At 67.3% G+C, this 14,239-nt stretch carries 12 protein-coding genes; 7 read left to right on the forward strand and 5 right to left on the reverse strand.

Going from position 1 to position 14,239, the window contains the following annotated elements; translation table 11 throughout:
• Window positions 1–114: 114 nt before the first annotated feature.
• The 5 genes from E1286_RS15290 to rpmH all read right to left on the reverse strand — a co-directional run bounded on the left by E1286_RS15290 (window position 115) and on the right by rpmH (window position 2,419).
• A complete protein-coding gene (locus E1286_RS15290; protein WP_132612948.1) occupies window positions 115–603 on the reverse strand; it encodes a Jag family protein in 489 nt (162 codons plus the stop codon).
• A 20-nt stretch (window positions 604–623) separates the two neighbouring features.
• On the reverse strand, window positions 624–1,574 hold the full coding sequence (gene yidC / locus E1286_RS15295; RefSeq protein ID WP_132612950.1) for a membrane protein insertase YidC: 951 nt from the start codon (window positions 1,572–1,574) through the stop codon (window positions 624–626).
• A gap of 4 nt (window positions 1,575–1,578) precedes the next feature.
• Window positions 1,579–1,860, reverse strand: a complete 282-nt coding sequence (gene yidD / locus E1286_RS15300) for a membrane protein insertion efficiency factor YidD (protein WP_132612952.1) — start codon at window positions 1,858–1,860, stop codon at window positions 1,579–1,581.
• Entirely contained in the window at window positions 1,857–2,219 is a 363-nt protein-coding gene (gene rnpA, locus E1286_RS15305; protein ID WP_132612954.1) for a ribonuclease P protein component, read from the reverse strand. The genes yidD and rnpA overlap by 4 nt, the downstream gene beginning before the upstream one ends.
• A gap of 62 nt (window positions 2,220–2,281) precedes the next feature.
• Window positions 2,282–2,419 (reverse strand): 50S ribosomal protein L34, encoded by a 138-nt coding sequence (rpmH, locus tag E1286_RS15310; RefSeq protein ID WP_043614899.1) that lies wholly within the window; start codon window positions 2,417–2,419, stop codon window positions 2,282–2,284.
• Between the two features lie 485 nt (window positions 2,420–2,904).
• Between rpmH and dnaA the strand changes: the two genes are divergently transcribed.
• From dnaA to gyrA, 7 genes are all read left to right on the forward strand, one after another.
• A complete protein-coding gene (gene dnaA, locus E1286_RS15315; RefSeq protein WP_425464758.1) occupies window positions 2,905–4,446 on the forward strand; it encodes a chromosomal replication initiator protein DnaA in 1,542 nt (513 codons plus the stop codon).
• Between the two features lie 546 nt (window positions 4,447–4,992).
• Window positions 4,993–6,132, forward strand: a complete 1,140-nt coding sequence (gene dnaN, locus E1286_RS15320; protein ID WP_132612958.1) for a DNA polymerase III subunit beta — start codon at window positions 4,993–4,995, stop codon at window positions 6,130–6,132.
• Window positions 6,133–6,177: 45 nt separating this feature from the next.
• A complete protein-coding gene (gene gnd / locus E1286_RS15325; RefSeq protein WP_132612960.1) occupies window positions 6,178–7,122 on the forward strand; it encodes a phosphogluconate dehydrogenase (NAD(+)-dependent, decarboxylating) in 945 nt (314 codons plus the stop codon).
• Between the two features lie 64 nt (window positions 7,123–7,186).
• Complete coding sequence (recF, locus tag E1286_RS15330; protein ID WP_132612962.1) at window positions 7,187–8,431, forward strand: DNA replication/repair protein RecF; 1,245 nt, start codon at window positions 7,187–7,189, stop codon at window positions 8,429–8,431.
• A 256-nt stretch (window positions 8,432–8,687) separates the two neighbouring features.
• Complete coding sequence (locus tag E1286_RS15335; protein ID WP_246074880.1) at window positions 8,688–9,185, forward strand: DciA family protein; 498 nt, start codon at window positions 8,688–8,690, stop codon at window positions 9,183–9,185.
• A gap of 589 nt (window positions 9,186–9,774) precedes the next feature.
• The gene (gene gyrB / locus E1286_RS15340; RefSeq protein WP_132612964.1) at window positions 9,775–11,718 is read left to right on the forward strand and encodes a DNA topoisomerase (ATP-hydrolyzing) subunit B; all 1,944 of its coding nucleotides are present in this window, start codon (window positions 9,775–9,777) and stop codon (window positions 11,716–11,718) included.
• Window positions 11,719–11,739: 21 nt separating this feature from the next.
• Window positions 11,740–14,238, forward strand: a complete 2,499-nt coding sequence (gene gyrA, locus E1286_RS15345; protein ID WP_132612966.1) for a DNA gyrase subunit A — start codon at window positions 11,740–11,742, stop codon at window positions 14,236–14,238.
• The last annotated feature ends 1 nt before the right edge of the window (window position 14,239 follow it).

The raw sequence follows: 14,239 nt of genomic DNA on the forward strand, positions 1-14,239 counted from the left end.
CACCCCACGTCCACCTAAGAAGCCACATACGGCGATAAAGCGCACAAAATGCAAAACGGCCGTCCACCACGCGCGACGGCGGGCGGACGGCCGGATCAGACGGCGTGAAGCGCCTCAGGCGGGCAGAACCACCACGTAGCGGTGGGGCTCCTCCCCCTCGGACTCGCTGCGGAGCCCGGCGGCCGCCACCGCGTCGTGGACGATCTTCCGCTCGAACGGCGTCATCGGCTGCAGCGACTTGGGCTCGCCGCGTTCCTTGACCTGGTTGGCGATCTCGGTGCCGAGCTTGCTGAGCTCGGCCCGGCGCCGCTCGCGGTAGCCGGCCACGTCGAGCATGAGCCTCGAACGCTCGCCGGTCTGGCGGTGCACGGCCAGCCGGGTCAGCTCCTGCAGGGCCTCCAGGACCTCTCCCCCAGGCCCGACCAGCTCTGTGCCCTTCACTCCCACGACGGAGACCATGGCCCGGTCGCCCTCGACGTCCATGTCGATGTCGCCGTCGATGTCGGCGATGTCGAGAAGGCCCTCGACGTAGTCGGCAGCGATCTCGCCTTCCTGCTCCAGCGCATTGAGATCAGGAGCCTTCTCCTGCTCGGCCTCGGTCATGGCCGGCCTCTCCTTCGTGTTCACGACTTCTTGCTGCCGGTGCGCTTGCTACGGGATTGCCTGCTCGGCTGCTGCCTAATGATCTTAGGCTCCGGAGGCGGCGGGGGAGCCTGCTCTTCCGGCTGGGTCTTGCGGAGCTTCGCGATCAGGCCAGGCTTCGGCTGGACCGGGATGACGTTGCCCTTGGCGTCGTACTGCGGCATGGGGTGCCGACTGTAGAACCAGTGCTGCTGACCGAGCGTCCACACGTTGGTGGTGACCCAGTACATGATCAGGCCGAGCGGGAAGTTCAGGCTGAAGAAGGCGAACAGCGGCGAGATGTACATCAGGATCTTCTGCTGCTGTGCCATGGGGTTGTCCGGCATCTGCTGAATCGAGCGGGTGACGCTCTGCCGGACGGTGAGGAACGTGGTCAGGGAGCTGACCGCCACGAAGATCGCCAGGACCACCTTGGTCGTGACGGGGTTCGCGCTGAAGCTGATGATCTGCTCCGACGACATCCAGAAGTTCGCCGGCAGCGGCGCGCCGAAGATATGCGCCTTACGGGCGCTGTCGACGAGCTCCTGCGTCATGCCGTACTTCGCATGGCCGTCGGCCATGTTGTGGAGCACGGTGAACATGGAGATGAAGATGGGGAACTGGGCGACCACAGGAAGACAGCCGCCGAGCGGATTGGCGCCCGCTCCTTGGTAGAGCGCCATGACCTCCTGGTTCATGCGCTGCTTGTCGTTCTTGTAGCGCTTGCGCAGTTCCTGAACCTTGGGGGCGAGTTCCTGCATCTTCCGCGACGAGCGCATCTGCTTGAGGAAGAGCGGGAAGATCAGGACCCTCATCAGCACGGTCAGCGTGATGATCGTCAACGCCCAGGTCAGACCGCTGTCCGGGTCGAGGACCGTGCTGTATGCAGAATGGATCCAGATGATGACGTGGGCTACGGCTTGGTACAGCCAGCTCAGCCAGGACAGCTCCACCGAGCTATCTCCCTTGCGTTTCGTGGGACCGGACCGGGCGTGGGGGCACCGGGTCAATACCTCCGGGATGGAATGGGTGGCACCGCCCGATGCGCCGGACAGTCAACCAGATGCCGCGCAATGCACCGTGTACGGCGATCGCCTCGAGCCCGTACGCACTGCACGACGGGTAGAAGCGGCAGCGCGGGCCGAGCAGCGGACTGATGAACGCCCGGTAGAACCGGATGGGGACGATGAGCACCCGAGCGGCAACGCTCGGCGCCACGTCTTGCGGCTGCTCCGTCATCTGTGTCCACCCGTCGAGGACTCGCGCCGCCTGAGCAAACGATCCAGTGCGGAATCGAGCTCGGCGGCCAGGTGCTCGAATCGCGCGGACGCGGCCGGTGGATTGGCGCGTACCACAAGCAGGCTACCTCTCGGAAGCCTGTGGAGACGGTCCCGCATCAGGTGTCGGAGCCGCCGTTTGACCTTGTTCCGGGTCACCGCGTCGCCGACGGCCTTGCTTACCACGAATCCCACCAGAGGCGGATCTTCCCCTGATACGGCAAAATGCACCACCAGGGTGGGGCGACCGGCGCGTCGCCCGCGCTTGATCGCCTTCTCGAACTCCTCCCCGCGTCGCATGCGGGATTGCCGGGACAGCACCGTATATGCCTATCGCCCGCCGGTGAGAACCACCGGCGGGCCGACTATCGGGCGCGGGACGATCAGGCCGACAGCTTCTCGCGGCCCTTGCGGCGGCGAGCGGCGAGGATGGCGCGACCGGCCCGGGTGCGCATCCGCAGCCGGAAGCCGTGGGTCTTCGCGCGGCGACGGTTGTTCGGCTGGAAAGTACGCTTGCTCACGGGTGGGCTCCAGGCTCGAAGGTGCGCCACAAGGACGCTTAATACACATGGATGGCCTGCCAGAAAAGCGAGGGCACGCGAAATAGCCGTCGCGTGACAAGCCGACCGTCGTACGTTACGGGGCAAGGACCGCTCAGGTCAAACCAGCGCGGTTATCCACCAATCCACAGGCCGCTTTTCCACCGCCGGCCACACGTCCACAGTATGTGCACTCCGGTGCCACTAGGCTGTGGACAACATCTTGAACACAGCTGTGCACATCGCTACTGTCAGCCCTTCTGGGCCGCTCAGAGCCTGTGGACAGCCTGTGGATCACCTGTGGAGGGCCGCGGCTCGACGCCCGGCCACCACATGTGGACGAACAGGCCGCTCATCCATGTGGGCGGCCGTGTCATGTGGACAGACCAACGCGGGGGGCCGCGAGATCGAGGAGGGGGATCCACACCGTGAACGGTGTCGACCTCGGCACGGTATGGGCGAGGGCCCTGGGTAACTTCCTCAACGAGAACGTGCCGATACAGCAGCGCACGTGGCTGGCGATGGTGCGCCCCATCGCCCTGGCCAACGACACGATCGTGCTCGGCGTCCCGAACGACTTCGTCAAGGACCTCATCGAGGGCAAGCTGCGCTCGCTCGTGGTGCACGCTCTGTCTCAGGAGCTCGGCCGGACCATGCGGCTGGCCGTGATGATCGACACCACGGCGCCCGAGCAGTCGCCGGGCGACGGTCATCAACAGCCTGTGACTCACAGTTATCCCCAGGGTGTGGAGAGTCAGCTGCGTTATTCACAGGCCGCGCAGCCGCAGCACAACCCCGCTTCCGAGCCGCCCCAGTACTACTCGCCGCAGCCGGAGCAGCCTCAGGTATCCACCGAATATCCACAGCAGAGCTTCTCTTTTGAACAGGCGCAGCCGTACACACCGCCTGTGGAGAAGACGCCCGAGCCGGCGCCGAACCGGTGGGAGGCGAAGAGCAGCAAGCCCAGCGAACCGGCTCGGCTCAACCAGAAGTACACGTTCGAGACATTCGTCATCGGCGCCAGCAACCGCTTCGCCCACGCGGCGGCCGTCGCGGTCGCCGAGTCGCCGGCGAAGGCGTACAACCCGCTGTTCATCTACGGCGATTCGGGGCTGGGGAAGACGCACCTGCTGCACGCGATCGGGCATTACGCCCAAAGCCTGTACGACGGCGCGCGGGTGAGGTACGTGAGCTCGGAGGAGTTCACCAACGACTTCATCAACAGCATCCGCGACCACAAGGCCGACGGGTTCCGCGGCCGCTACCGGGCGATCGACATCCTGCTGGTGGACGACATCCAGTTCCTGGAGGGCAAGGAGCAGACGCAGGAGGAGTTCTTCCACACCTTCAACACGCTCCACAACGCCAACAAGCAGATCGTCATCTCCAGCGACCGGGCGCCGAAGCAGCTGATCACGCTGGAGGACCGGCTGCGCAACCGGTTCGAATGGGGCCTGATCACCGACGTCCAGCCGCCGGAGCTGGAGACCCGGATCGCCATCCTCAGGAAGAAGGCCATCCAGGAGGGCCTGGCGGCGCCGCCCGAGGTGCTCGAGTACATCGCCAGCCGCATCTCCACCAACATCCGCGAGCTCGAAGGCGCGCTGATCAGGGTGACCGCGTTCGCCAGCCTCAACCGGCAGGGCGTCGACCTGCAGCTCGCCGAGGTGGTGCTGAAGGACCTGATCACCTCGGAGTCCGACACCGAGATCACCATCGCGGCGATCATGACGGAGACCGCCAACTACTTCGGCATCAGCATCGACGACCTGTGCGGCACCTCGCGCAGCCGGGCACTCGTGAACGCGCGGCAGATCGCCATGTACCTGGCGCGCGAGCTGACCGAGCTGTCGCTGCCGAAGATCGGCCAGCAGTTCGGCGGGCGCGACCACACCACCGTCATGCACGCCGAGCGGAAGATCCGGTCGCTGATCGCGGAGCGGCGGTCGATGTACAACCAGGTCAACGAGCTGACAATGCGGATCAAGCAGACGCAGCGTGGCTCGTGACGTCGTACACAGCCTGTGGAAAACACTGTGGACCAGCGGAAACGCAAAATCGTGCCTGCGGAATGCCCAGCAATGCCAGGAAAAATCGGTCCACATAGGCTGGGGACAACAGTGGGGACATCCTGGGGAGAACCTGGGGACTACTCGGGGAAAAGTGTGGATGACCTGTGGACGGCCTGTGAACAGCCGATCTGGGGCTCCAAGGGTGTCCGATTTACCCCGTGGATAAGCTGTGGAAACCTCGTGGATAACTGCCGGTTGCCCGTGGATGAAGGCACCAAGATCTGGGGACGGCCTGTGGGCAACGAATCTCCATCCCCAGGCGCGCGAGTTCTCCCCAGGCTCCACCCACACCGGCGGTGGATGAAGAAACGCCCGCTGACCAGCGAGGACACCAGTTGTCCCCAGTTTCCACAGCCCCTAGTGTGATGACCTCTTATCTCTCTAACTAAGAAACTCAAAGACTCATAGAGGGGCCCCTCCCGGAGCGCGAGTGCGGGAGAGTGGACTCCTTGGAATCAACGACGAACCAGGAGGCTGATCACCGTGATGTTCCGAATCGAGCGAGACGTCCTCGCTGAGGCGGTGGCATGGACGGCGCGCAGCCTCCCGGCGCGTCCGTCTGTGCCCGTGCTGGCCGGCATGCGCCTGGAGGTGACCGAGGAGCAGCAGCTCAAACTCTCGGGCTTCGACTACGAGGTCTCCGCCGAGGTCACCCTCGAGCTCCACACCGGTGAGCCGGGAGTCGTCCTGGTCTCGGGCAAGCTACTCGCCGAGATCACGCGCGCGCTTCCCGCACAGCCTGTGGACTTCGTGGTGGACGGCGCCAAGGCGGTCGTCACCTGTGGCAGCGCGCGATTCACACTCCTCACCATGCCTGTGGAGGACTACCCCTCGCTCCCGGCGATGCCGCCGGCCGCGGGCCGGGTAGGCAGCGACGTGTTCGCCTCGGCCGTGGCGCAGGTCGCCGTCGCCGCCGGACGCGACGACACGCTGCCGATGCTCACGGGCGTGCGCATGGAGATCGAGGGCGACACGGTCACCCTCGCCGCGACCGACCGCTACCGGCTGGCCGTTCGCGAGCTGAAGTGGCAGCCGGGGCAGCCCGACTTCTCGGCGATCGCGATGATCCCGGGCAAGACCCTCGCCGACACGGCCAAGGCGCTCGGCACGAGCGGCGCCGAGGTGGAGATCGCGCTCAGCTCCGCCGGCGGCAAGGGTGAGGGCATGATCGGCTTCTCCAGCAACGGGCGGCGTACGACGACGCGGCTGCTCGACCCCGAGTTCCCGAAGTACCGCTCACTGCTGCCGACGGAGTTCTCCGCCCGCGCCGACCTGTCCACAGGCCCGTTCGTGGAGGCGGTCAAGCGCGTGGCCCTGGTCGCCGAGCGCAACACTCCCGTACGGCTGGCGTTCAGGAGCGGCGAGGTCGTGCTGGAGGCCGGCAGCGGCGACGAGGCGCAGGCCGTCGAGGCACTGCCTGTGGACTACGAGGGCGAGGAGATGAACATCGCCTTCAACCACCAGTTCCTGCTGGAGGGCCTTGGGGCCATCGACTCCGACGTCGCGCGGCTGCAGATGACCACGTCGACGAAGCCCGCCATCCTCACCGGCGGCAAGCCTGTGGACGACGGGGGCGTCACCGACTACCGTTACCTGATCATGCCCATCCGCCTGTCAGGCTGAGCCTGTCATCAGAGATGATGGAACCCTGACAAGGGGGTTGGACACATGCAGATCGGCATGATCGGACTGGGCAAGATGGGCGGCAACATGGCCGAACGGCTGCGCCGTGGCGGTCATGAGGTGGTCGGCTACGACCGTGATCCGGCGATCAGCGACGTCGGCAGCCTGAAGGAGCTGGTCGAGCGCCTACAGGCCCCGCGCGCGATCTGGGTCATGGTGCCCGCCGGCAAACCCACCCAGACCACCGTCGACGACCTGGGCCAGCTGCTCAGCGAGGGCGACCTCGTCGTCGACGGCGGCAATTCGCACTACGCGGACGACCAGAAGCACGCCGCCGAGCTGGCCCAGAAGGGCATCGGCTTCGTCGACTGCGGCGTCAGCGGCGGCGTCTGGGGCCTGCAGAACGGCTACGCCCTCATGTGCGGCGGCGACAGGTCCGACGTCGACCGCCTCATGCCGATCTTCGAGACCCTCAAGCCCGAGGGCCGCGACGGCTTCGTCCACGCGGGCGACGTCGGCGCCGGCCACTTCGCGAAGATGGTCCACAACGGCATCGAGTACGGCATGATGCAGGCGTTCGCGGAGGGCTGGGAGCTGCTCGAGGCCTCCGACATCGTCAAGGACGTCAAGGGCTCCTTCGCCAGCTGGCGCACCGGCACCGTCATCCGCTCGTGGCTGCTCGACCTGCTGGTACGCGCGCTCGACGACGACGAGCACCTCGAGCAGCTGCGCGGCTACGCACAGGACTCCGGCGAAGGCCGCTGGACGGTCCAGGCGGCCGTCGACCACGCCGTCCCGCTGCCGGTCATCACCGCCGCGCTCTACGCCAGGTTCGCCTCGCGCCAGGACGACTCCCCGGCGATGAAGGTGGTCGCGGCGCTGCGCAACCAGTTCGGCGGCCACGCGATCACCGCCGCGGAGGGCAGCCACGCCAAGGGCGCCGACGCCCCCGGCGCCGACGTGACGCCGCCTCGCGAGGCCGATCGCTAGGGTTTTCCACAGGAACGCATGCCGGTGCCCACAGCGGCCGCCGGGGCGCACTAACCTTCGTGGGGTGCATGTCGCCCACCTCTCGCTGACCGACTTCCGGTCCTACGCGTCCGTGGAGCTCGGCCTGGAGCCGGGCGTCACGGCGTTCGTGGGGCCCAACGGCCAGGGCAAGACCAACCTGGTCGAGGCCCTCGGCTACGTGGCGACGCACTCCAGCCACCGGGTGGCCAGCGACGCGCCGCTGGTGCGGCAGGGCGCCACCCGGGCGATCGTGCGCTGCGCCGTCCACAGGGACGACCGGCGGGCGCTGATCGAGCTGGAGATCAACCCGGGGCGGGCCAACCGCGCCCGGCTCAACCGCTCGCCCGTGCCCCGCGCCCGCGACGTCGTCGGTCTGCTGCGCACGGTGCTGTTCGCGCCCGAGGACCTCGCGCTGTCCAAGGGCGACCCGTCCGAGCGCCGCCGCTTCCTCGACGACCTGCTGGTGGCCCGCACACCCCGCTTCGCGGGTGTCCGCGCCGACTACGACCGGGTGCTGAAGCAGCGCGGCGCGCTGCTGCGTACGGCCGCGCAGGCCCGCAGAGGCGCCAGGAGCCCCCGTCGGCAGGAGAAGGACAGCGGGTTCGCCGCGGCGGGCGCCGGCGACGTCCTGAGCACTCTGGAGGTCTGGGACGCCCATCTCGCGCGGCACGGTGCCGAGCTGTTGCGCGGGCGGCTGGAGCTGGTCGAGGCGCTGCGTCCGCTGGTCTCCGGTTCTTACGCCGCGCTCGCCCCGTCGAGCGCTCCCGCGACGCTCGCCTACCGCAGCACGTTGTCCACAGGTGTGGACAACGACGAGGGTGACCAGGAGGCAGAAATCCCCGGTGAGCGGGGATCTTCCGATACACAGACGTTATCCACAGACTTGGGGAAAACCCTTGAAGACCGCCTGCGGGAGCGGCTATTGGAGGTCCGCCAGTCGGAGCTCGAACGCGGGGTCACCCTCGTCGGCCCACACCGCGACGACCTGATCCTCGGTCTCGGCGACCTGCCCGCCCGGGGCTACGCCAGCCACGGCGAGTCCTGGTCGTTCGCGCTGGCGCTCCGGCTGGCCGCGTACGACCTGCTGCGGGCCGACGGGGGCGATCCGGTGCTGATCCTCGACGACGTGTTCGCCGAGCTCGACAGTCAGCGCAGGCGGCGGCTCGCCGAGATGGTCGCGCCGGCCGAGCAGGTGCTCATCACCGCGGCCGTGCCCGACGACGTGCCCGGGGAGTTGTCGGGAAGCCGATTCGACGTCGCAGAGGGGAGTGTCACCCGTGTCCGCTGACGACCCGCGCCCCTCCGGCTCCGGTGCGCCTGGAGGGCCGTTCCGCGACCCCGTCTCCGGGCAGCCCGCGGGTTATCCACAGGCCGCACCACAGCCGGGGACAGACACCGCGCCGGCGGCCGCGTCCCCGGGCGGTCCGCACGGCCCCCACGGAGGTGCGGCGGCTCGTCCACAGGGTGTGTCAGGTGCCCACGAGCAGGAAGGAGCCGCTGTCCGCACGCCGGGACAGGGCGCGGGCGGGGCTGTGGATGAAGGGATGGGGCCGCAGCATGTGACCGCGCGCGGCGCGGCGATGGCGCGGGAGAAGCTCGCCCAGGCCAAGGCGGACGCCGCCAAGCGCGGGCAACTCCCCCGTCGTGAGCCCCGGCGCAAGGGCGGCGGGGCCCGCCGCAACAGCAGCGATCCCCAGCTGTTCGGCCGCGCCATCGCCGACCTCCTGGCCGACCGCGGCTGGGAGCGTCCGGTGGCGGTGGGCGCGGTGTTCGGGCGATGGCACGAGATCGTCGGCCCCGAGCTGGCCGCCCACACCAAACCCGAGTCGTACGAGGACGGCGAGGTGCTGGTCCTGGCCGACTCCACGGCGTGGGCGACGCAGGTCCGGCTGCTCGCGCGCACCCTCGTACGCAGGCTCAACGAGGAGCTCGGCGACGGCACGGTCACGAAGGTCAAGGTCAGGGGGCCGCAGAACGCGCCGCGTCCTACCGGCGGTTTGCGGGTGACCGGAAGCCGAGGCCCACGCGACACCTACGGGTAGCGGCGTTCAGCCGCTACCCGCAGCAGGCGCGCAGCGCCGCTACGGGTCCCCCGTTCGACCGCCATCCCCAGCACGTGTTCGCGTTGCCGCGGATCAGGCGTTCGGCCGGTGTCCACAGCAGGTGTTTCGCCGCACTACAGCTCAGGCGTCCCGCCGCTATCCACAGCAGGCGTTTGGCGCCGCTACTGCTCAGGCGCCCGGCCGGTGTCCACAGCAGGTGTTTTGTGCCGCTACGGGCCAGGCGTTCGGACGCTATCCACAGAGGCGCTTCCCGTCGTTACGGTTAGGCGCCGAGGGCGATCAGAAAGCCGCAGACGCGATAAGCCCCCCTTCCGGAGGGGGGATGCTTGACAGGGGGCAAAACGAGCTAGAGAGCATCACAGGCGCGTTCATTGCCACCTCGGGCCTCCGGAGGCGGTAGAATGAAAAAGGATTCCGGACACGTCCGCTTGCGTGTCACCCCGGCAGCAAGCCGACTCCCCTGGGTGACCGCGCATCGGGGCACTCACGACGGTGACGGGCACGGCAGGGGCAGCTTTGTGGTTGATCGCCTCCCCCGCCGCGTGTCCGCGGCAGGAGGATTTCGCAGTTGTCTTACGACGCTAGCTCAATCACCGTACTCGAGGGGCTTGAAGCGGTTCGCAAGCGCCCAGGTATGTATATCGGCTCCACCGGTGAGCGCGGCCTCCACCATCTGGTCACGGAGATCGTGGACAACGCGGTGGACGAGGCGCTGGCCGGTTACGCCACCAGGATCGACGTCACGCTCTTGGCCGACAACGGCGTGCGCGTGATCGACGACGGGCGCGGCATCCCCACCGGGATCCACCCGGTGGAGCAGCGCTCCGCCGTCGAGGTCGTGCTGACCACGCTGCACGCGGGCGGCAAGTTCGACAGCCAGTCCTACGCGGTCTCCGGCGGCCTGCACGGCGTCGGCTCGGCCGTCGTCAACGCGCTGTCCACCGCCATGGACGTCGAGATCAAGCAGAACGGCCACTACTGGCGCCAGCGCTACGAGATGTCCAAGCCCCTGGCGCCGCTGGCCAAGGGAGAGCCCACCGACGAGACCGGCACCTCGGTCACGTTCTGGCCCGACCCCGAGATCTTCGAGACCACGACGTGGAATCACGAGATGCTCTCGCGGCGGTTCCAGGAGATGGCCTTCCTCAACAAGGGCCTGACGATCACCTTCACCGACGAGCGTCCCGAATACGTCAACGGTGAGCCCACCTCGGTGACGTACTGCTACCAGGGCGGCCTGGCCGACTTCGTCCATCACCTCAACGCCAAGAAGGAGCCGGCGCACGCGTCGATCATCTCCTTCGAGGAGGAGGGCGACGGCATCGCGGTCGAGATCGCCATGCAGTGGAACAACTCCTTCTCCGAGTCCGTCTACACCTTCGCCAACACGATCAACACCGCGGAGGGCGGCACCCATGAGGAGGGCTTCCGCGCGGCGCTGACGACGATCGTCAACCGCTACGCGCGCGAGCAGAAGTTCCTCAAGGAGGGCAAGGACGACAACCTCAGCGGTGAGGACGTCCGCGAGGGGCTGACCGCGATCATCTCGGTCAAGCTCTCCGACCCCCAGTTCGAGGGCCAGACCAAGACCAAGCTGGGCAACACCGAGGCCAAGTCGTTCGTGCAGAAGGCCTGCAACGACCACCTGCGCGACTGGTTCGAGCGCAACCCCGGCGAGGCCAAGGACATCATCAACAAGTCGCTGCAGGCCTCGCGCGCCCGCATCGCCGCGCGCCAGGCCCGCGACCTGACCAGGCGCAAGTCGCTGCTGGAGTCGGGCAGCGGGCTGCCCGGCAAGCTGGCCGACTGCCAGTGGAACGACCCCGAGAAGTGCGAGCTGTTCATCGTCGAGGGCGACTCGGCAGGCGGCTCGGCCAAGGGCGGCCGTGACTCCCGTTTCCAGGCGATCCTGCCCATCCGCGGCAAGATCCTCAACGTGGAGAAGGCGCGGATCGACAAGGTCCTGAAGAACAACGAGGTCCAGGCGCTGATCACCGCGCTCGGCACCGGTGTGCACGACGAGTTCGACATCGCCAAGCTGCGCTATCACAAGGTCATCCTCATGGCCGACGCCGATGTCGACGGCCAGCACATCAACACCCTGCTGCTGACGCTGCTGTTCCGGTTCATGCGTCCGCTGATCGAGGCCGGTCACGTCTACCTGTCGTGCCCGCCGCTCTACAAGATCAAGTGGGACCGCAAGGGCGAGGACGCCTCGTACGCCTACTCCGACCCCGAGCGTGACGCGGTCATCGCCGAGGGCATCCGCAACGGCAAGCCCGACCCCCGGCCGCGTGACAACGTCCAGCGCTTCAAGGGCCTGGGCGAGATGAACGCGGGGCAGCTGTGGGAGACCACGATGAACCCTGCGACGCGGCTGCTGCGCCTCGTCACGCTCGACGACGCGGCGCAGGCCGACGACCTGTTCAGTGTGCTCATGGGCGAGGACGTCGAGGCGCGGCGCGACTTCATCATCCGCAACGCACGCGACGTCCGCTTCCTCGATGTATAGCCAGTAGAAGGACCTTTACCTGTGACGGACGTGAACACCACTCCCCCGGCTGACCGCATCGAGCCGGTGGACATCCAGTCCGAGATGCAGCGCAGTTACATGGACTACGCGATGTCCGTCATCGTGTCCAGAGCGCTGCCCGACGTACGCGACGGGCTCAAGCCGGTGCACCGGCGGGTGCTCTACGCGATGTACGACGGTGGCTACCGTCCCGACCGCGGCTACTTCAAGTGCGCCCGCGTCGTCGGCGACGTGATGGGCACCTACCACCCGCACGGCGACACCTCGATCTACGACGCGCTGGTCCGCCTGGCGCAGTCGTGGTCGCTGAGATATCCGCTGGTCGACGGTCAGGGCAACTTCGGCTCGCCGGGCAACGACCCGGCGGCGGCGATGCGGTACACCGAGTGCAAGCTCGCGCCCATCGCCATGGAGATGCTGCGCGACATCGACAAGGAGACCGTCGACTTCCGTCCCAACTACGACGGAAAGTCGCAGGAGCCCGACGTCCTGCCTGCGCGGTTCCCGCAGCTCCTGGTCAACGGCTCGGGCGGCATCGCCGTCGGCATGGCCACCAACATCCCGCCGCACAACCTGCGTGAGGTCGGGGCGGCGGTCAAGTGGGCGCTGGAAAACCCCGAGGCCACCGACGAGGAGCTGCTCGAAGCCTCGATCAAGCTGGTCAAGGGCCCGGACTTCCCCACCAAGGCGCTCATCGTGGGCCGGCGGGGCATCGAGGACGCCTACCGCACCGGCCGCGGCTCGATCACCATGCGTGCCGTGGTCGAGGTCGAGGAGGACAAGGGGCGGCAGGCGCTGGTCGTCACCGAGCTGCCGTACCAGGTCAACCCCGACAACCTGGCGCTGAAGATCGCCGAGCTGGTCCGCGAGGGCAAGCTGTCCGGCATCGCCGACGTACGCGACGAGAGCTCCTCGCGCGTCGGGCAGCGGCTGGTGATCGTGCTCAAGCGCGACGCGGTCGCCAAGGTCGTGCTGAACAACCTGTACAAGCACACCCAGCTCCAGGACACCTTCGGCGCCAACATGCTGGCGCTGGTCGACGGCGTGCCGCGTACGCTGCGGCTCGACCAGTTCATCCGGCACTACGTGGCGCACCAGATCGAGGTCATCGTCCGCAGGACGCGTTACCTGCTGCGCAAGGCCGAAGAGCGTGCCCACATCCTGCAAGGCCTGCTGAAGGCCCTCAGCCGGCTCGACGAGGTCATCGCCCTGATCCGGGCCTCCGAGTCCGCCTCGCACGCCCAGCAGGGCCTCATGACGCTGCTGGAGATCGACGAGGTCCAGGCGCAGGCCATCCTCGACATGCAGCTGCGCAAGCTGGCCGCCCTGGAGCGGCAGGCCATCCAGGACGAGTACGACTCGCTGATGACGCAGATCGCCGAGTACAACTCGATCCTGGCCAGTGAGAGCCGCCAGCGCCAGATCGTCAACGACGAGCTGGCCGAGATCGTCGCCCGCTACGGCGACGAGCGGAAGACCGAGGTCATCGCCTACGACGGCGACATGTCGATCGAAGACCTCATCGCCGAGGAAGAGATCGTCGTCACGATCACCCGCGGTGGCTACGCCAAGCGCACCAAGACCGACCTCTACCGCGCCCAGAAGCGCGGCGGCAAGGGCGTCAGGGGCGCGCAGTTGCGCCAGGACGACATCGTCGACCACTTCTTCGTCACCACGACGCATCACTGGCTGTTGTTCTTCACGAACAAGGGCCGGGTATACCGGGTTAAGGCGTACGAACTGCCCGATGCCGGTCGTGACGCACGAGGCATGCATCTAGCGAACCTTCTCGCCATGCAGCCCGACGAAACAGTCATGGAAGTTCTCGATCTACGCGACTACACCGTCGCGCCGTATCTCGTTCTCGCCACCCGAAGCGGGCTGGTGAAGAAGACGCGCCTGGCCGAATACGACTCCCCCAGGTCCGGCGGTCTCATCGCCATCAACCTGCGGGAGGACGACGAGGTCATCGGCGCGCGCCTGGTCTCCGAGTCCGACGATCTGCTGCTCGTCTCCAAGGGCGCGCAGGCGATCCGGTTCACCGCCTCCGACGATGCGCTGCGGCCGATGGGCCGGGCGACCAGCGGTGTCATCGGCATGAGGTTCCTCGACGGTGACGAACTTCTCGCCATGAACAGGATCGCTGACGGTCAAGACGTGCTTATTGCCACTAAGGCTGGGTACGCGAAACGGACGCCGGTGGAGCAGTATCCAGTTCAAGGACGTGGCGGTAGAGGCGTGCTTACTGCGAAAATCGTTTCTTCCCGTGGCAAGCTGGTCGGAGCCGTCATGGTCAACCCAGAGGACGAGGTCTTCGCGATCACGTCCGCCGGTGGGGTGATCCGGACGAGTGCCGGTGAGATCAAGCAGTCCGGCCGCCAGACCATGGGAGTGCGATTGATGAACCTCGCCGAAGGCGACAGCGTGGTGGCCCTCGCCCGGAACGCGGAGTCCATCGAGGCTCCGGTGGACAATGAGGAAGACGGGGGAGGAGAGTAAC

It is taken from the genome of Nonomuraea terrae (genome assembly GCF_004348995.1).
GTDB lineage: Bacteria > Actinomycetota > Actinomycetes > Streptosporangiales > Streptosporangiaceae > Nonomuraea > Nonomuraea terrae.